The sequence below is a fragment of the Odoribacter sp. AF15-53 genome (assembly GCF_003479425.1).
Lineage (GTDB): Bacteria > Bacteroidota > Bacteroidia > Bacteroidales > Marinifilaceae > Butyricimonas.
In genome coordinates this window covers 373705-393288 of record NZ_QUHC01000004.1, presented here as the reverse complement: position 1 = coordinate 393288, position 19584 = coordinate 373705, and the positions used below count along the sequence as shown (strand labels likewise).

Below are 19584 nucleotides of genomic sequence, written 5' to 3'. Positions count from 1 at the left end.
ATACGAGAACCCGTTTAAAAACGTTACACTTTTATAGGAAAATGCGACATTAAAAAAATTAATTAACTTTGTAGAGAACCCACGTACAGGGTATAATCCACATAAATTCACTACATTTGCATGTCTCGATCTATCAATAACGATAATAAAGCGACACGCTAATTGATAATATTTAATTTAAAAAAGGATGTACATGGATACCGATTTTATAAACTTAACAACAGAAAACCTTGTCAACGAACACTTATGCTGCATTATCCGCAGTAAAAAGCCCCATCAAGGTGTTGAAGCGAAGCGACAATGGCTTTCAGATCGGTTACGTGAAGGGCATGTCTTTAGAAAATTAAACGCAAAAGGCACGGTTTTCATCGAATACGCTCCTCTTGAAACAGCTTGGGTTCCCGTGACCGGTGACAACTATTATTACCTGTATTGCTTGTGGATTTTGGGAAATTACAGGGGAAAAGGATACGGAAAATCTCTGATGAAATATTGTATTGCCGATGCAAAAGCGAAAGGTAAATCCGGCATTTGCATGCTCGGTGCAAAAAAACAAAAATCTTGGCTTTCCGACCAATCATTCGTGAAGAAGTTCGGCTTCGAGGTTGTTGACACTACCGATAACGGGTACGAGTTGCTCGCACTTTCTTTTGACGGGACAACACCGCGGTTCGCTCTAAATGCTAAAAAACAAGAAATTGAAAACAAAGAACTAACCATTTATTATGATATGCAATGCCCCTATATCTATCACAACATTGAGAGGATAAAACAGTATTGTGAAATGAATAACGTTCCTGTATCTTTATTTCAAGTGGACACGCTACAAAAAGCAAAAGAATTGCCTTGCGTTTTCAATAACTGGGCCGTGTTCTATAAAGGAAATTTCGAAACCGTGAATTTGTTAGATGCCTCCTACTTGGAAAGAATACTCAAAAAATGAATATACAAGGGAAGAATATCAACGAATGTATACCCGCTTTGAATTTCATGTAAAAGAAAAAACCGCTCGGAAAACAATTTCCAAACGGTTACAAGATGGCGGTTCGGACGGGACTCGAACCCGCGACCCCATGCGTGACAGGCATGTATTCTAACCAGCTGAACTACCGAACCAGACTTGTGCTTTTAAAAACAACCTCCGTTGTTCCTGATTGCGGGTGCAAATATAGTGCTTATTTTTGATTCTGCAAGGGATTTTATAAAAAAAATAAATCAAAATACTACCCCCAGCCGGAACGCTACCGACTGATGACTCTAACGTTCCTTGAATTCCGTGAGGAAGTAATAGTCCCGGTGACTTGTTACCCGGTCCAACTTCTGCAACTCGTACCCGCCCGCGAACGTCAATCGCGTTTCTCGTGGATACTCAACACGACTCCTTTCATCATTTCACGCTAACGATTATTTCTTTAACGATACGTAATGCCGTCGTCAATTTCGTCACGTCCGGGAACACGTCACCATTACTTCCGTCCGGGCTACTATGCCCGATCAGGACTGCTTTAAACTCTTTCTCACCTGATTCCAGATTCACCTCGGCGGCATACACCACGGCCGGCTGTCCGCTCCCCATCTTCCCGCCGGAATAACCTTTATCCCTTTCCTTTGCCGACTTCGGGTAATACTCGTTAAAATCCGTCGAATGATTCACTTCCACCTTTACCACGAAATGCTTTAACCCGGACAAAGGGGTCATTTTCACCTCGAAGCTCTCCCTCGGAGTCGCACCGGAAACGCCATCCGTCAAGGGTTCCGACTTCGTGGGCAGGTACAACCCGTCCCCGTATCGCACCCCACGGGCATGACACCAGCAAGGTAAAGCCTCCTTACGACGGTTCCCCCCGGCAAAACTCCACGACTGGTTGGCAATCTTCCCGGTCACATAAATCGTCGCGACATAATTCCCCGCCGTGTCCTCTACCCAAATCGCCATTTGCGGCGCGTTCTTTCTCTCTATCCCCAAAAACAACGGGAAGTCATGCAGATAAGCCGTTCCCTTTTCCACCTTCACCCGGATATCCCCTTGGTTATACTCCAACAAATTCTTGTCACACGAGCCACAAACAGCGGCAATCGCACAAAAACATACGATTAACATCTTATTCACTCTTTATTTTCTTAGACAACCATAAATCTATCAACGTGTCGATCCCTTCCTCCAACTGTCGCCACCCCGCATCCTCCTGAATCCGTATACCGTTATATTCCTCGCAATTCTCCGCCAGCAACGTCAGATAACAAATAGACGTGTTTATCAACGTCGCCACCACCGCGATCTCCTTCCGGGGGTGCCCCGTCAGGCGACTCACCGCATCCACCAGCCAACACCCCTTCGCCTCCCGTTTCTCCCGCAACTCCCGGATCACGGCATTATCCGTTGTCAACTCCCATCGGTACAAGCGATTCAACGTGTAATTCTCCCGCAAAAGCGCCACTTGTCCCCGGAACATCCTCTTCACGAACTCCCCGACATACTGCCTGTCCGGTAACTCCTCGTCAAAATTGATCCAGAAGTCATGCTGCCGGATATAGGCCGCGATCAACCCGTCCAGCGACCCGAAATAACGATATATCAACATCTTCGATACCCCGGCCCTCGTTGCCACGGCATTAACCCCAACATTCTCGAACCCGCTTTCCTCCACGAGTTCCCGCACGGCATCCAGTAAAACCTGTTCCGTCGTCTGTCTATTTCTGGATATCTCTTTTTCCATCATCCCTGTTTATTTGTTACCAACTGGTCACAAATATAAGTTACCTACCGGTAACATAAAAATACTACTCCTTTTATTTTCTAAAATTAACGTTAAAAACTATATTTGCAACAAATAACATTCACCCCATGCAACGACCAGAAGAATACTATCAAGCACAAATATCACGTCTCACGATTCTCTTGAAAAAACACAAGCAACGGCGCAACGTCATCACCCTTGTCAAGATCACCTTGTTCCTGTTGGCCATATACTTTATATATACCTTCACGACATCCTCCTTGGAACTTTACCTGGTTGCTTTCTTCGTTTCTATCGCCCTGTTTATCATCACGAATATATTCGAGACCAAACTATTAAAAACCATCTCCTTTCTGAAAAAACAGGAAGAATGCTCACGCGTGGAACTAGAATACCTCGCGGGTAACTTCAAGAACCTCCCGACAGGAGAAGAATACAAGGACCCGTCTCACCCCTACGCTCATGACCTTGATATCTTCGGGGAAGACTCCCTTTTCCAATCCGTCAACCGCACGGTCACGCCCCACGGGAAAGAGGAATTGTGTCAATGGCTACTAAACCCGTTAAAATCCGAACAAGCGATCATCGAACGCCAGCAAGCGATCCGTGAACTTGCCGACAACCCGGAGTGGTGCCATATCTTCCGGGCCAAGGGAAACAGCCAGCGCATCACCCGTTTCGCCATGCAACAGGTCGAATGCTGGCAACAGGAACAAATATCTCTTCCCCGCTGGACTGGCCCTTTCCTGTACATTCTACCGGCGATCACGGTCTCGGCATGGATGTTGTTCATATTCTCCGTGATCGGTTCGAATATCCCGTTATTCCTCTCCATCCTGTCGCTTTTTTGTTGCTATCTACCCGCTAAAAAGACCTTGCAGACTCATGCCCGGCTTGACGAATTCACCCGCTCGTTCAGTAATCTCTACGAACTCATCGGGCACTTTTCCACTTTCGCCAGCACGTCCACTCGATTACAGGCATTCCACGCTCAACTTTTCAACGGAACCCGTGATGCTCACGTGGCCTTACGCTCGTTACATCAAATACAAGAAAGTTTCGACCAACGCACGAATGTCGTTGTCGCCTTGTTCATGAACGGTCTTTTCATGCGGGAATTACATCTTATCCAACGCCTTGTCGCGTGGAAACGTCGTTATGCCGACGCCATCCCCGCATGGATTGAAATCACGAGCGAGCTAGATGCTTTCGTCAGCCTTGCCAACTACAAGTACAACCACCCGACTTTCGTGACTCCCACCCCAGGCAATAACCTGATTCTGAAAGGTACGGCTATCGGTCATCCCCTCCTACCCGTGAATGAATGTATCACCAATGACTTCGAGATCGCCCGGCTTCACGAATTTTATATTATCACGGGTGCCAACATGGCGGGAAAATCAACCTTCTTACGTGCTATCGGGGTGAACCTCGTGCTGGCCTCCTGCGGTGCCGTCGTTTGTGCCAAAACCTTCGAATTTCAGCCCACGGGTATATTCACCAGCATGCGCACCGTCGACAACCTGGCCAAGGGAACCTCTTATTTCCACGCCGAACTGCTTCGCCTGCAACAACTCGTCGACATGGCCCGACGCGAGGAACGCCTCTTCATCATCCTCGACGAGATATTAAAAGGAACCAACTCGCGGGATAAACTGAACGGTTCCCGTCGTTTCCTCCAGAAACTACTCACGTTACCCATCGCCGGGCTTGTCGCCACGCACGACCTCGAACTAGGCGGCCTTGCCGACACGCTACCCGACAACTATTTCAACCGTTGTTTTGAAATCACCCACACGGATGATGACATCATTTACGATTACAAGCTAAAACCCGGTGTCAGCCAGAACATGAATGCCTCCATACTACTTGAAAAAATGAAACTCGTGTAAGATTAGGGCAAACGCGTAAACACGCCTTCGCCCGTTGAGTCAAAAGTTTATAAACTTTATTGGTATTCTTCTCGTTAAACGTGTAACTAAACGAAAGAATATGAACACGCACGTACTACTAGCATTATCACTACTCGCCCTCGTTATCGGCGGGTGTAACAATAAAACGAAAAACAACCAGACCACTACCGCGGACAGCACCTTCGCGGCACCCCCTATCTCCGCGACAGATTACTACTTCGCCGGGGAATACCGGGATCACCAGGGCAACGCCACGCTAAAAGACAACGCCACGGGTACCATCCTCACGATCAGCAACGGGACACTCGCCTCGCAACTGGCCAAGGAATACTCCACCTTGAAATTACCCGCCAATGAAACAGCTATCGCCCGGTTATATGGTCGCCTGACACCAACCGATGAAGTTGAACAAAATCCCGGCTTAATCCTCACCATCACCCGGATCGTTAGCCTGCAACCCCGCACGAACACGACCATCGCCCGCTCACTCACGGGAGATTATATTACCTACGTACCCAACAACATCAAGCCTTCCGAGCGTTTCACCTTCACCCTGCATCCCGATTACACCTACACGTTCAGTATTTACAACCTGAGCGCAAACAACACTCGCTCCGCGACCGGAACATGGCATCTTCTACGCGACGACTATATCCAGTTCACCAACAACCCGCTTACCAACTTCACGAGCGAGGCGTTTGTCAACAGCGACAACACGGAACTCACGTTCAAAGCCAGCAAGAGAATCTATTACAAACAGGAATAACCTTATTTTCATCGTAATTACACTCAAAAACACCTTTTATTTGATCCCCTTCTTTCTCTAAAAGATGACAAAGAACGATCCTTTAACACGTCATGCTCCTAACCATACCCGACATGACTTACCGGGGAACGAACCTCTCGTGATTCCCCGGCATTTTTACTCCTGATACATGTCCATAGACGTGTATCTTTTCGTGTACGCGAGACATAAAAAATACACCCGGTGGATAAACCACCGGGTATTTGTAAACATCATTAAATATCATCGTCAAATTCACGACAACATCAGCCACACTTTAAGGCTACGCAACTCGCAACGATCACCTCTATTATTAATATTTATAATGTTGGCAAACATACAAAATAGTTACTCTAAATGCAAATTAAAACGTGAAATAGTTGCATTTTCAACAACAAACTATCCTTTCAAACGCTTTCCGTCACGATTAATCTATATAATTTTCCCCGTCAAAACCCCGACTCCATCCTCCAAACCGATCATGGCGTTCACCAACAACACCTTCCGGAAACGACGAATATCATCCACGGTAATCGGGCATTCTCGAATGATCCCGGCATCCAACAGACTCTCCCGGCGCGTGCCTTTCAGCAAACAAGTATCCGGCGTGTACAAACCGCCCCCCGCGTCCTCGAAAACCACGTTAGAAAAAGAAGTATCGGTAATCCTCCCGTCACGCACTATCAGGATATCATCACATCCCGCCCGTTGATCCAGCAAAGCGGTGAGCGCGGAACGATCCGTTGCCTTGTAGCGATAATCAATATTCCCGCCGTCCACGAGACGCAAACTCCCGATCTTTCTCATCACGTAAGGCTGAAAAGTAACCTCCCGGATTCCCGTGTCGTAAACAACCCGACACTTCACCAACCCGACACGCGCCTCTTCCGGCACGACCATACTCGCCGTATCCCATGACAACCGCCGACCGAAACAGGCCATCGCCGTTTCACGGGCCCTCTTTTCATGGTATTCCAGATTATAAAAACACCCGTTCAACACTTTAATCGTCTCTACAAACATCCCGCGTCTAACTCTTGAATGGTAAATACACTTTTGCCAGCACCTCCTCGTATTCCGAGCGACAATCACTATTAATCGTGATCCCGCCGCCACTACGAAAATAGTACCGTCCATCACGTCTCTCGATATAACGAATCATAACCGCCGAATCCAAGCGTTCACCGTCAAAATACCCGAACACGCCCGTGTAAAATCCCCTCGGTTCCCTCTCTGCCCGGGAAATAATATCCAGCGTGGAAGGCTTCGGGGCCCCAGAGATAGACCCCGCGGGCAACATCCCGAACACGATATCCCCCAGACGGGATTTATAATCACCAGCCAATCGCCCGACCACCTCCGAACTCACTTGCAAGATCTCGCCCCGGCTCACCCGCAACCGGTCAATATAACGGAAACGCCGCACGTCAACCCTTTCCGAGACCCGGTTCAGATCATTACGAATCAAATCAACAATCGTGTTGTGTTCCGAACGTTCCTTGTAATCCTCCAAGATCACCCGTTCGGCATCCGGCACGCTGGCGTCGATCGTCCCCTTCATCGGGAAAGACGAAATCTCCCCGTTCCCGACCCGCACGAATATCTCCGGCGAGAAACAAACAAAACGCCCCGGCACCAGTAAACGATAAGGCGAACGGGCACGATGAAAAATCTCCTCCAACGTCCAGCTCATCTCCAGTTCCGTCGCGACCGTCAAGTTCAGTAAAAACGAATCGCCGCGAGCCAACCCCTGCCGTACCGTGTCGAATTTCCCCCGGTAAACCTCGTAATCCACCGGAAGAGGACAAAATACCTTCCCGGGCAATCCCTCCCCGGTACACTCCTGACGGGGAACATTCGTCACACCCCCGGCCTCGAACAATATCTCCTGTTGATTCAACGGATCGGCAATAAAAAAACCTTCCGACAACTCGAAATCTACCCCGAACAAGAAAGGCTCTCGCCGGGCACCCGCCTCATTCATGCACTCCCTGACTTCCCTTGCTACTATCATAACCACATATAAAAAACAACCCGGCGATCAATCCCGTCGCCCCGGCACGTAAAAAAAATGTTTTAAAAACAAAAGTTTTTCCTCCCCCGCGGCATTATAAAAACTCTCCAAAAAACGATTGAACGGTTGACGTCCCTCCCCCGCGTAACGTACCGCGTCGGCCGTAATATCCTCGAAAGTAATCGTCACGTCACGCCGGGGCACGAAAAATATCAAATTCGCCAGCACGTAGAAAATACCCTTCAAATAAGTCCACGCGAAATTGGGAGAACGCCCCGTCTTCGCCCTCGACCACATGCTTCCCCACAATCCCCGGACACGCATACCTACCACGCGCACCCCTTCCGGCAACTGGTGACACACCTGCCAAGCCCCCTGCTTGTTCCCCACGCGTTCCAACCCGCTATTCGTCAACTGTCCCGCGGGATAAAGCAACACGTTATGCCCCGCCGCCAGAGCCTCCACCACCACCTGGCTCAAACCGGCCACCACCGCCACGTCACGGCGGCTCTTCTCCAGGTCGGGAACCCGCACGGCATGCATCAAGTGCAACACTTGGGCAACCACGGGAATCCTGAAATACCCCTCCGTCACCAATGGTGATACATCCACGTAACGCAATAACTCCGCGCAAACAATCTGCGGGTCAACGGAAGCCTGATGATTCGGCAAAAACAACGTCGCCCGTTGCTCCCGTAACAATTCCACCCCTTCCAGCCGCACCCGGTAACGGGCACTTAACATCACTCTATAAATAGCTGCCAATACCTTCTTATACACAACGATATGAATTTAGAAATTCAATAATTTCATCTTTTAGTTTTTAACTTCCTAAACCTTTCCCTCACCTCCTCCACGCACGTGAACAGCACGATCGTGATGGCAAAAGTCAACACGGCAAGGAAAATAAACACGTATTTCGTGTCAAAAAACATCTCGATACCCCCGAAACATCCCGAGGCCAACAGCATGAACAAAAACGTGATCAGGTTCGAGTAGGCCAGCATATCGCCCAGTTCCCGCCCCTTCACGTGCGCCTGAATCCACGCGTCCAGCGGAACCTTGAACATGCCACTGAAAAAGGCCGCCAAGAACACCAGCACGCCAAACGTGATTCCGTGAGCATCAAAAACGAAAATAGCCAGCAACGTCAATCCCGTCGTGATTCCCCCGCACGGAACCAGCCCCAACTCCACGTCATGATGGGACAACACGCCCGCCAGGTAACACCCCGCCCCGATACCTATCGCGGCCAGGGACATCACGATACCCGTTTCCGAATCGCTCATCCCCAGATCCGAGCGACAGTAAACGATAAGCACCATCTGGATCATCGAACCGATAAACCAGAACGTGGCAAGCCCTACCACCACCAAGTTCAACCCCTTAAACGCCAACGCCCGTGCGAACATATCCTTCACGAACTTCACGGGATTCAACGTCTCGTGACTCTCTTTCAGCGGCTCGCTCTCGTTCGCCCGGATCGTCAGGCTCGATAGCCATCCCAACAGGGCCACCCCGAAAAGGATCACGCACAACACGGGAATCGTTACGCTCTCCGACAAGAAAGCCGCCATCAACGTACCCGTCAGGATCCCCACGAAAGCGAACATCTCCATCGCCCCCGAACCGAAAGAAATCCCTTCCTCCCCCCCGATATCCCGGATCAACCCGTACTTCGAAGGCGAAAACAAGGCACTTTGTAACCCCATCAACAATATTGATCCCAACACCAACCCCGTCGAATGCAGCAGGAATCCCGCCGTGGCCACCAGCATGATCAACATCTCGGCAAACTTCGCCCAAACCACGATCTTACGCTTCTTGTAAATCTTCGCCAGCCGACCGGCCAACGGGGAAAACAACAAATAGGGAATCACTAACGCGGCCGACGCCAGGGTTACAACCATGGACTCGTTATCCTTTCCCACCCACGCGATACAAATGAAGCACGCCAATGTTTTCAGGAAATTATCATTCAAAACACCCAGATAATTCGTGAAAAACAGGGAAAACCAATTTTTACTCTTTACCATAATTACAAGTTAATTACACGCTGTATCTTATCATGTTACACCTCCCGAACGCTCGAATTCCTCCCCCGGAACCCCCTCTTCCCGCGACATGAAACTTCCGGGAAACGCACGCTCCCGTGAAAACACAACACCCAAAGGTAGTTTTTTCCTCCCGATTTCCTACTTTCGCGATCCATAAAGTTTACTAAGAATATCAGGAAATGGAGAATTCAAAATCAAAACGCGTACTCGTCATCGACAATCACGACTCGTTTGTCTACAATCTCGTGCAGATTCTCAGGGAAAATAAAGACTGCCAGTTCGACATCGTTTACAATGACCGGATAGACTTCTCCACGCTCGACCGTTACGACAAACTATTACTATCCCCGGGACCGGGTATCCCCTCGGAAGCCGGAGACCTCCTGCCGCTAATCGACCGTTGCAAAGAGACCCATTCCATCCTCGGCGTGTGTCTCGGACACCAGGCCATTGCCGAATGTTTCGGGGCACGACTGCAACAACTTTCACACCCGAAACACGGCCACGAAAGCCCCCTCACCATCGTTGACCGGGGTGATATCCTCTACCGGGGCATGACGTACCCCGTGCAAGTGGGGCGTTATCACTCTTGGATCATCAACCCGAACACGCTCCCGGCAAGCCTCAAAGTAAGCGCGCTCGACGAGGAGGGACATATCATGTCATTCTATCACGAAACCCTGCCCATCCACGGCGTGCAATTTCACCCCGAATCCATCATCACCCGCCAAGGACGCGGGATGATCAACAACTGGTTGGATGCAAATGAAAATAAAAACAACGGGTTAAGCACTCACAAATAACGGATTACAACTCGATTAACCCCGTCGCCTCGAAACGTACAGCGGACGGGAAGCCGACCTGCCCCGGTCAAACCCGAACCAGTATTCCTCGCCATCCCCGGCCAGGTAATATACCCGCATGATGCTCTCGTACTTCCCGGTCACGACGCTCACGCCCGACGGGATCTCCCCGTTCCAAGGTTTCAACCGCTTGCCAGGCTCTTTAGCGAAAGGAATACCGGCAACAATCCACGCCACGGATATCGCGGTCAGGAACATCGGGTAACGACGCTCGCAAAACTCGTACAATAACGCCCCGCGTCGCTCCAAACTAAGCGGTTGCTCCAATAAATCACGCTCCTCCAACCAGCTCAAAAAGTCCGGCAAAAAACGCTCGTCATACCCGATCAGGTTCCGCGTGACCTCCTGCCATGCCAAGGCGTTATAAAAACCATCTATCAAGCGAGACAACAAACGAGCCTGTCGCAAATCCTCGACAGACATCGCCGGGGTCCGTAACACCTCGTAAGGCACGTCCGGGGAATAGACAATCCCCGACTTCCCCGCCTCCGCGCGCATTGCCGTACCCGGTAGCAACTTCAACAATTCCAACTGGATCTCGCCCGTCCCGAAAGACGACAACACCCGTACATCCTCGATCATCTGTCGTAACGAGTAGAGCGGCAACCCCGCGATCAGGTCGGCATGAACGACAAGATTAGGCAAAGCCGCCAGGTAACGCAATCCCTCCAAAGCCGCCTGCAAATCGCCCACCCGCCGACAAGCCTGCAAAACCTCTTCGTTCAGGCTTTGTATACCGGCCTCCAGGTGTAACAACCCCGCGGGCAACTCCCGCAACAGGGCCTTCACCTCATCGGAAAGCAACGCCGGGTGTATCTCCAGGTGAAAGCGCATCCCCGGCGCGAACTCCCGGAACAACTCCAACAGGCGGATAGCACGACCGGACGACCCGTTAAAAGTACGATCCAGCAAACGGATATCCCGTATTCCATGCTCCCGGATAACCCTCAAACGTTCCCGGATACGCTCCACGGACAACGCCCGCACGGGTTTCTCCGCGCCGCTCACGCAAAAAGCACAGGTGTTAAAACATCCCCTCGTCGTCTCCAGTTGCACGAATGGCTTCGTCCAGTCAAAAAAACGACTTCTCTCCGGGATTTCCAACCGGTCGAACTCCATGACCCGGGCCAATCCCCCGTCATGGTACACGCCCCCCGCGTCCAGCCAGCACAATCCGGTCACCTCCTCCCACCTCGACGGGCAATCATAGCGTCGCAACCACTCGTGAAACCCCACTTCTCCCTCTCCCCTGAACACGCATGCCACGTGACGATTACGGCGCAAATACTCCTCGTTATCCCCCAGCATTTCGGGTCCCCCGAATATAATCGTGCATCCCGGTAACAAAGCCTTCACCCGCCACGTGATTTTCAACAACACTTCATGCGTGAACAACCAAGCCGTCGCCGCCAGCACGTCAGGTTTTGCCGCCACGATCTCCGCCACGACACTCCCCACGTTCGAATTAATCGTGGCCGCCACTTTCGCCCATTCCACACCTCCTTCCCTCCCTTCCACCTGGGCGTGGATAGCCGGAAGAGCCAACGAAGAATGAGCGTACGAAGAATTCAAGTCCAACCAAAGAAGCCGCATGATAATTTAAAATTTATGATTCCTAGCACGCGAAGCTAACGCTTTTTCACTTTAAACTCTAAATTCTAGACTTTAAACTTTAAGTTTTTATCATTCCAAGAGGTTGCCTGAAAAAGTCTCTTCCCGACAAAATCACCACCCCCTCCGACTCCCCCTTACACAGGGGGAGAGTTGATTACCATACGGTTTCCCTCCCGTATTAGGGGAAAGGGGAATTACCAAGCAGTTTCCCCTCCCGTGTAAGGAGGGGCCAGGGGTGGTAGTTCTATGTAAATTAACTTTTCAAACAACCTCAACAGAATGCTCTCCCCCTCTTATCCATAAAATTTATCTCAACTTGTAACCTGTAACAGCGAAACTATTGTTTCGATATCACGTGCACATCCATCTGCGGGAACGGAATGTTAAGATCCTCTTCGGCAAAAGTCTTGTAAACTTTCTCGTTCATGTCGAAATACACGCCCCAGTAATCCCCGGAATTAACCCACGCGCGAACCACGATATTCACGGAACTCGCGCCGAGAGAAGTCAACGCGATAAAATAAGCCGGGTCCTTCAACACCCGCGAATCAGCGTCCAACAAACGAGCGATCACCTTCTTCGCTTTCGTGTAGTCATCCCCGTAAGCGATCCCGAACTCCCAGTCCACGCGACGGGTAGCCTCCTTTGAAAAGTTCTTCATCATCCCGGTAGACAAACCGCCATTCGGGATAATGATAATCTTGTTATCCGGGGTAGCCAGAATCGTGTTGAATATCTGTATCTCTCTTACCGTACCGCTCTGTCCCTGCGCCTCGATCGTGTCGCCCACCTTGAAAGGTTTAAACAACAGGATCATCACGCCCCCGGCAAAATTCTGCAACGTGCCGCTCAACGCCATACCGATAGCGACACCGGCCGACGCGAAGAGCGCGATAAACGAGCTAGTCTCGATTCCCAGCACCCCGATCACGATGATAATCAACAACAGGGTTAACGTGATACTCACCAGGCTCTTCACGAAAGTAGACAGCGAAGCCTCCACGTGTCGCCTCTCCAGGATCCTTGCCAGTAATTTATTTAATCGCCGAACGATCCAACGTCCCACGATAAACACGACAATTGCCAATAAAATCTTTGAACCGGCCGATATACCGAGATCAATCATCTTACTTAAAAACGTGTCTAGTGATACACTAGAAGGGGTTGTAATTAATTCTTCCATACACCTAAATTTATATTAATAATCAACAATTTAAATCCTCCGCCAACTTCTCCCGGCACATTTCCCGCACGTCAGGCAGGAAACGCTCGAACAAATCCTTCAACCTCCCCCGGTTCTCCTCCAGGAAACGAATCGCCCGTTCCGGGTCAACGCCCAGATGCTTGTACTCCACCATAATCTCCAGGGAACGCCGAATCCCGGGAACCGAGGCGTAACGCACCAGCCGGTTGGTTAAAATAAAATGCCACAAGAATCCCTTGAAACGTTCCGGCAGATGACGATAATTCAGCACCAGTCCCCCGTAAAAACCGAGAGCGAACGATCGCAACGACCGGCCGGAATACTCCCGGAACCCCACCGCCAGGAAATGGTCAAAATAGATATCCGTCAACACACCCGCGTAACGCCCGAACTCCTCCCGCGACAGGCTCACCGCCTCCTTCACCAGGGGATGATGATCCGTGTAATCGTCTATCGCCCGGTGCAACAGGATTCCCTCGCGAAAAGCCGGGGGATAATCATCATAGGCACGGCCTTTAACGGCATCCCCGACAAAGTTCCCGATTTGAATCTCCCGGTTTTTCCCCGAAAGAAATATATGTGCTAAATAATTCATCAGTTACTTAACGTTTTAATCGTGTAACATGTTGCAAGCATTCCGGACTTTTCTTAACACCGAACAACACGCGAAAATATAAAAAAAAGAAAAATCCCCCGTGAAATCACGCGTCTTTGTAACTCGTGTCCCGCGCGAGAAACGGCACGATCGTGACCGGCACGAGATCACCACAACATCGCGATATTGGAACGAGAAAAGGGGTGCAAATATTTAACTGTTAAACAGACAAAATTACATCTATTAAAACTCGAAGAACTCGATCAAACGATACATTCCCGGTAACGTCGCGGGGAGCCATTTCCACGGCAAACCGCCATCCCGACACGGGAGAATGAGTTTTCAACCACCCGTCAACAACTCTTGACCTCTTCCTTCCCCACCTGTTCTCCACCTGTTCCCCACCTGTTCTCCACCTGTCTATAACAGGTTGAGAAGAGGTCGAGAAATGTTAAAGGAGTATAAATAGCTAAACCCCTCAAGAATAGTCCAACTTTACACCAAGCGGGGCGATAAACGAGAAACAGGTCACGTTACTTTCCGAATATCACTTTTTATTCCTACCTTTGCAAGGTAAACGGCGATAAACGCTGTTTATTCGCGAGTTACAAGTCGTGTCCCGGGTGAACCAGCGTGTCATTATCGTACTTGTAACCTGTAACTTGTAACCTGTAACAATTTCAACATGTTTAAATCTAAAATACTATATCCCGGACTGCTCCTGCTAGCGTTGGCGCTTTCGTCCTGCGGCTCGTCAAAACAACTCGCCCTTCAAAAGAGCAAGACGGAACAACTGTCCCGCAAACTGGGATTCACCGTTCACCGGAAAGACGACCTTCCCCTGCTGGAAGAAGTCAGTCGTTGGCTGGGCACACCCTACCGTTACGGGGGAACGACCCGCACCGGGGCCGATTGTTCGGGATTCGTGGGGGCCGTGTACAAGAACGTGTACCACAAATCCTTACAGCGCACGGTCGTGAACATCTATAACAAAGACTGCCAACGCGTCGGGAAAGGCCGGTTAAAACCGGGCGATCTCGTGTTCTTCAACTTTTCAAAGAGAAAGAAAAGAACGCTTAACCACGTGGGCATCTACCTTAAAAACGGTTACTTCGCCCACGCCAGCACCTCGAAAGGAGTCATGGTCAATCACCTGAGCGAAAACTACTACAAAAAAGGGTGGAGAAAATCCGGGCGGGTGTGGTAAGGTCAGCCTCCCAGCGCCCGGTCACGTACACGGCGTTATTCGGGACGAAACTCGTTCCCTGGATGCCGGATGAGAGGCGGTTCGAGACCGCTTCAAGTTCACTTGGCCGAAGGCCGGATTGAACGAGAAGCGAACTCGTTAAAACACGCCCTTTTATCTACACGAACAAATTCACGTTCGCCTCCTCGGCTCGTTCGAGATAGGTCGCCACGCCCCCGACATTCACCCCGTCAATCAACTCTTCCCTCGTGATCCCCATCACGTCCATCGACATCTGGCAAGCGATAAACTCGACCCCGTTGGCTTTCGCCTGCTCGATCAGGCTTTCCAGCGAATCAATCCGTTTATCCCGCATGATCTTCCGCATCATCCGGGAGCCTATCCCCATCATATTCATCTTCGACAGGGATAACTCGCGACTTCCCGACGGCAACATCATCCCGAACATCTTACCCATGGCGTCCTTCTTCACGGCACCGGGACGTTCTTTCTTGATCACGTTCAACCCCCAGAAGGTAAAGAACATCGTCACCTTCCGCCCCGTTGAGGCAGCCCCGTTGGCAATCACGAAAGAAGCTAACGCCTTGTCCAGATCGTCACTGAACACGATCAACGTCTTGTTATTAGACGGCTTCCCCCCGGCAACCGGACAAGCTCCACCCCCTTTTTCCAATATCGCGGTAATAATACCCTTCTCCTCCTTCACGTCAACCAACTGATTACCCGTCATCTTCGCCCACGAAGCCACGTCCCGGGAAAATCCCTGATCCGTCACCTTGATTTCCAGACGTTCTCCCGCCTGTAACTGTTCCATCCCGCTTTTCAATTTCAACACGGGTCCCGGACATTGCAAACCGCAGGCATCTATCGCGATGGATTTCTTTTCCTCCACCTTCCCGGGGGCCTTCACCTCCACGGGTTTCTCCGGCTCCGCGTACTTCAAGGGATTGCCCTGCTCGGCCATAGCCGTCGCGTAGGTACGATATCCCCCGTTCAGGTTCACCACCTCGTAACCGAGTTGCATCAACACCCGGGCCGCGATATAACCGCGCAACCCGATAGCACAGAACACGACAATCGTCCGGTCCTTCGGGAGATTCCGGAACTCCGCCCGGGAACCGTCCAAGGGTATATTCACGGCTCCTTCTATACTTCCCATCGCGAACTCCTCGGCACTCCGCACGTCGACCAACATCACGCCGGAACGATCCGTGGCCCGCAACTCCCGCCAACTCATCACCTTCACCTTCCCGCTCAACATGTTGTCCGCCACGAATCCCGCCATGTTCACCGGGTCTTTAGCCGAGGAATAAGGAGGGGCGTAAGCCTGCTCCAACTCCATCAGATCGTAAATCGTCCCGCCTCCCCGGATCACGGCCGACATCATTTCCAGGCGTTTATCCACCCCGTCGACCCCCACGGCCTGGGCCCCGAGCAACCGACCGTCTTCGGGCGAGAAATTAATCTTTATATCCATCATGACAGCTCCCGGGTAATACCCGGCGTGAGAAGCCCCGTGCACGATCGCCTCCCGGTAAGGAATCTGCAACCGATCCAGCATCTTCGCCGACAACCCGGCAGCCCCTACCGTCAAATCGAACACCTTGGCGATGGCCGTGTTGATCGAACCTTTATACTTTTGATGATTACCGCAAGCCACGTTGTCGGCACAGATACGTCCCTGCTTGTTCGCCGGACCCGCCAGGAAAGCCAACGCCGGACGGCCGCTCACGGGATTCGGGAACTCGACGGCATCCCCCACGGCGTAAACATCCGGGTGGGAAGTCTGCATGTACTCGTTCACCTTGATTCCCCCCGTCTCCCCGATCTCCAAACCCGCCTCCCGGGCCAATTTCACGTCCGGACGTACCCCGATAGAGAGCAACACCATATCAACCCGCGTCACCAGCCCACTTCGTAACACCACGTCAATTCCCCCTTCCACCGGGCGAAACGCCGTCACGGCTTCTTGCAAATGAAGGCCGACACCCTTCGACTTGAAGTGCTGGTGCACCACCGAAGCGATTTCATAATCCACCGGGGTCATGACCTGGTCGGCCATTTCCACTACCGACACCTTGATCCCGTACTCGTGCAGGTTCTCGGCCATTTCCAAACCGATAAACCCGGCCCCCACGATCAACGCCCGTTTCACGTCGTGATCCTCGATATACTCCTTCACCCGATCGGTATCGTTCACGTTACGCAACGTGAAAATCCCTTCCGTGTCAATACCCTCCAAAGGCGGACGCACGGGCGCGGCCCCCGGTGACAAGACTAATTTATCATACGCTTCCTCGTAAACTCGCCCCGACGCCAGATCACGCACCGTGATCACTTTCTTTCCCGTATCAACCCGCTCCACTTCCGAACACACGCGGGCCTCTATGTTAAAACGGGCCGCGAAACTCTCCGGGGTTTGCACGAACAGCTTCTCCCGCTCGTAGATCAACTCCCCGATATAATAAGGTAAACCACAATTGGCATAAGAGATGTATTCACCTCTCTCGAACATAATTATTTCCGCGTTCTCATCGAGCCTACGCAAACGGGCGGCCGTAGAAGCTCCTCCCGCCACACCTCCGACTATCAAATATTTCATACACGCTTAAATTTTAGGGGTTTATATATATATTTCAATGATTTCCAGTGATCGCGCAGCCCGCACGACCCCGCTATTATCCCACGGCAATTTTCCCTGTTTAAACAGCATTAACGTGGGCTCCGTACCGACCGGACGAACTCACTTCGTGCATTTCATCATGCACCGCATGGCTTCCGTCACGTGGTCACTCGCCATGCTATAAAAAGCGTTACGCCCTTCCCGGCGGATCAACAAAATCCCCTTCGCCTGCATATCGGTCAGGTGATGCGAGATCAACGCCTGGCTGCATCCCATCCGGTCACATATATCCGACACGCTCATCTCCCCGTTCTTCGACAACAGGCAAATAATCTTCAACCGGTTCGGGTGCGCCACCGCTTTCAGCACGTAAGCCAGCTTCTCTAACTCTTCCCTTGTAAAACACTCTGTATCCATAATTTCTCTTTTTAGAATACACAAATATATAAACATACATTTGAATATACAAGCCCGTATAGAAGATTTAACATACACGCGCTCAAAATATTCTACCAATATAACGATTAAAGCCATCGAGTCAATAAATATATGACAAGAATACACCATTATAATCTATTTTTTAATCCCCGGTACCATAAATCTTACTTCACCAACAATAAATAAAATCACATTTACACCCATAAAGAACAAAATTTAACAAACATCAATAACATCACTACGTAGAGACAAAAACAATAATCAAAAGCCATGAAGCCACAAATAAAATCACACAACACGCTTCGAAAAACACATTAAATCGTAAATTTATTTTATTTTTGCACCGTTTTTCTCAATTTTAAAAATGAGATATGTTATCAAAATAAACACTTTAACTATTTTAAAATGAAAAAAAACATTTTATTCGCATTGATGATCATGTTGCACATTTCTACATTTGCGCAATATAATCAAGAAAAAAATTTACCTGGTTACAAAACTTCATTTGAAACGAACAACTTTTGGGATAACTGGTTTGTTTCTCTGAATTTAGGAGCACAAACACTTTACGCTGAAGGTTCAACCGATGCTAAATTCGGGGACAGACTGACCTTCATGCCGGCATTATCTGTAGGTAAATGGTTTACCCCTTGGTGGGGAGTGAGAGTTCAAGGTTTAGGCGGAGCTCTACATGGATTCCAAAATAACGGCAAAACCATGTTGCATAAACACTATGGGGCTGTTCACGGAGATTTCATGTTCGGCCTGTTGAATTTCTTCGGACAATACAAAGAAAATCGTTGTTTTGACTTGGTTCCATTTGCCGGAATCGGGGGTGCATTCATCGGAAGCGACCAATCGTTCACGATTAACGCGGGAATTCAAGCTCGTTTCCGTTTGTCACAACGTTTTGATTTGAATTTGGAATATTCCGGTATCATCCTGGATGACGACCTTGTTACCCGGGGAGGATTCCCGAATGACGGTATCACCGGGTTAAGCGTGGGTGTTACTTTCAGATTCAAAAATCGCTCTTTCCAAAAAGCTGTCAGCCAAAAACAATACGCGGAGCTTCAGGATCTGACGAAAGCACAACAGGCACAAATCAAGGAATTGTTAAGCCGGACACCGGATACTATCGTGAAAGTCGTGAAACAAGAAGTTCCCACCACCAACGTGGAATTTAAAGCATTACCGACCACCATTAACTTCGCGTTCAACAGTTCCAAGATTGACCCGACCCAAGAAATCGGCGTGTACAATCTGGCTCAATTCATGAAAGCGAATCCCGATGTTCGCATCCGTATAACGGGATACGCAGATAAACGCGGTACTCAAAAAGCAAACATGACCATATCAGAAAGACGGGTAAACGCAGTTGCCGATATGTTCATCAACAAATACGGTATTAACAAGAATCGCATTGTTACAGATCATAAAGGCGTCAGCTCACGTTACGATAAGGATGAATGGAATCGTTGCGTGCTTGTCGAAATTATTAAATAACATATCTATCATAATAAAAAAAGCGTGG

Annotated in this window: 18 protein-coding genes and 1 tRNA gene; 6 read left to right on the top strand and 13 right to left on the bottom strand. The window is 49.9% G+C overall.

Annotated elements, in window-relative coordinates; genetic code table 11:
* Positions 1 to 193 precede the first annotated feature (193 nt).
* Entirely contained in the window at positions 194 to 943 is a 750-nt protein-coding gene (locus DWW52_RS11420; protein ID WP_118715619.1) for an N-acetyltransferase, read from the top strand.
* A gap of 96 nt (positions 944 to 1039) precedes the next feature.
* On the opposite strand, the gene DWW52_RS11415 is transcribed toward DWW52_RS11420, so the two are convergent.
* From DWW52_RS11415 to DWW52_RS11405, 3 genes are all read right to left on the bottom strand, one after another.
* Positions 1040 to 1116 (bottom strand) — tRNA-Asp (locus DWW52_RS11415).
* Positions 1117 to 1387: 271 nt separating this feature from the next.
* Positions 1388 to 2110 (bottom strand): hypothetical protein, encoded by a 723-nt coding sequence (locus tag DWW52_RS11410; protein ID WP_118715618.1) that lies wholly within the window; start codon positions 2108 to 2110, stop codon positions 1388 to 1390.
* Positions 2103 to 2717: a TetR/AcrR family transcriptional regulator gene (locus DWW52_RS11405; RefSeq protein ID WP_118715689.1), complete on the bottom strand. Its 615-nt coding sequence runs from the start codon at positions 2715 to 2717 to the stop codon at positions 2103 to 2105. Before DWW52_RS11405 ends, DWW52_RS11410 begins: the two co-directional genes overlap by 8 nt.
* A 128-nt stretch (positions 2718 to 2845) precedes the next feature.
* Between DWW52_RS11405 and DWW52_RS11400 the strand changes: the two genes are divergently transcribed.
* Positions 2846 to 4630: a DNA mismatch repair protein MutS gene (locus DWW52_RS11400; protein WP_118715617.1), complete on the top strand. Its 1785-nt coding sequence runs from the start codon at positions 2846 to 2848 to the stop codon at positions 4628 to 4630.
* 100 nt (positions 4631 to 4730) lie between these two features.
* On the top strand, positions 4731 to 5417 hold the full coding sequence (locus DWW52_RS11395; protein WP_118715616.1) for a hypothetical protein: 687 nt from the start codon (positions 4731 to 4733) through the stop codon (positions 5415 to 5417).
* Positions 5418 to 5867: 450 nt separating this feature from the next.
* Here DWW52_RS11395 and DWW52_RS11390 read toward each other — a convergent pair whose 3' ends face one another.
* From DWW52_RS11390 to DWW52_RS11375, 4 genes are read right to left on the bottom strand one after another with little or no spacing between them, the layout of a single operon-like run.
* Positions 5868 to 6458 (bottom strand): aminotransferase class IV, encoded by a 591-nt coding sequence (locus DWW52_RS11390; RefSeq protein ID WP_158582573.1) that lies wholly within the window; start codon positions 6456 to 6458, stop codon positions 5868 to 5870.
* A 7-nt stretch (positions 6459 to 6465) separates the two neighbouring features.
* Entirely contained in the window at positions 6466 to 7446 is a 981-nt protein-coding gene (locus tag DWW52_RS11385) for an aminodeoxychorismate synthase component I (protein WP_370449514.1), read from the bottom strand.
* 30 nt (positions 7447 to 7476) lie between these two features.
* Positions 7477 to 8229: a lysophospholipid acyltransferase family protein gene (locus DWW52_RS11380; protein ID WP_118715613.1), complete on the bottom strand. Its 753-nt coding sequence runs from the start codon at positions 8227 to 8229 to the stop codon at positions 7477 to 7479.
* A gap of 29 nt (positions 8230 to 8258) precedes the next feature.
* Complete coding sequence (locus DWW52_RS11375; protein WP_118715612.1) at positions 8259 to 9485, bottom strand: MFS transporter; 1227 nt, start codon at positions 9483 to 9485, stop codon at positions 8259 to 8261.
* A gap of 200 nt (positions 9486 to 9685) precedes the next feature.
* Here DWW52_RS11375 and DWW52_RS11370 point away from each other — a divergent pair, with 200 nt between their 5' ends.
* Entirely contained in the window at positions 9686 to 10309 is a 624-nt protein-coding gene (locus DWW52_RS11370; RefSeq protein ID WP_118715611.1) for an aminodeoxychorismate/anthranilate synthase component II, read from the top strand.
* A gap of 15 nt (positions 10310 to 10324) precedes the next feature.
* Here DWW52_RS11370 and DWW52_RS11365 read toward each other — a convergent pair whose 3' ends face one another.
* From DWW52_RS11365 to DWW52_RS21000, 4 genes are all read right to left on the bottom strand, one after another.
* Positions 10325 to 11962 carry a B12-binding domain-containing radical SAM protein gene (locus tag DWW52_RS11365; protein ID WP_118715610.1) on the bottom strand — a complete coding sequence of 546 codons (1638 nt, stop codon included), beginning with the start codon at positions 11960 to 11962 and terminating at the stop codon, positions 10325 to 10327.
* A gap of 358 nt (positions 11963 to 12320) precedes the next feature.
* Complete coding sequence (locus tag DWW52_RS11360) at positions 12321 to 13166, bottom strand: mechanosensitive ion channel family protein (RefSeq protein WP_118715609.1); 846 nt, start codon at positions 13164 to 13166, stop codon at positions 12321 to 12323.
* A gap of 22 nt (positions 13167 to 13188) precedes the next feature.
* Entirely contained in the window at positions 13189 to 13782 is a 594-nt protein-coding gene (locus tag DWW52_RS11355; RefSeq protein ID WP_118715608.1) for an ACP phosphodiesterase, read from the bottom strand.
* Between the two features lie 220 nt (positions 13783 to 14002).
* Positions 14003 to 14176, bottom strand: coding sequence for a hypothetical protein (locus DWW52_RS21000; RefSeq protein ID WP_158582572.1), 174 nt, complete (start codon positions 14174 to 14176; stop codon positions 14003 to 14005).
* Positions 14177 to 14467: 291 nt separating this feature from the next.
* Between DWW52_RS21000 and DWW52_RS11350 the strand changes: the two genes are divergently transcribed.
* Complete coding sequence (locus DWW52_RS11350) at positions 14468 to 14989, top strand: C40 family peptidase (RefSeq protein ID WP_233556849.1); 522 nt, start codon at positions 14468 to 14470, stop codon at positions 14987 to 14989.
* Positions 14990 to 15146: 157 nt separating this feature from the next.
* On the opposite strand, the gene DWW52_RS11345 is transcribed toward DWW52_RS11350, so the two are convergent.
* Both DWW52_RS11345 and DWW52_RS11340 read right to left on the bottom strand, forming a co-directional pair.
* Positions 15147 to 17591, bottom strand: a complete 2445-nt coding sequence (locus DWW52_RS11345; RefSeq protein WP_118715607.1) for a DsrE/DsrF/DrsH-like family protein — start codon at positions 17589 to 17591, stop codon at positions 15147 to 15149.
* 141 nt (positions 17592 to 17732) lie between these two features.
* Positions 17733 to 18029: a helix-turn-helix transcriptional regulator gene (locus tag DWW52_RS11340; RefSeq protein WP_118715687.1), complete on the bottom strand. Its 297-nt coding sequence runs from the start codon at positions 18027 to 18029 to the stop codon at positions 17733 to 17735.
* A 426-nt stretch (positions 18030 to 18455) separates the two neighbouring features.
* On the opposite strand from DWW52_RS11340, the gene DWW52_RS11335 reads away from it, so the two are divergent.
* On the top strand, positions 18456 to 19556 hold the full coding sequence (locus DWW52_RS11335) for an OmpA family protein (RefSeq protein WP_199691986.1): 1101 nt from the start codon (positions 18456 to 18458) through the stop codon (positions 19554 to 19556).
* Positions 19557 to 19584 lie beyond the last annotated feature (28 nt).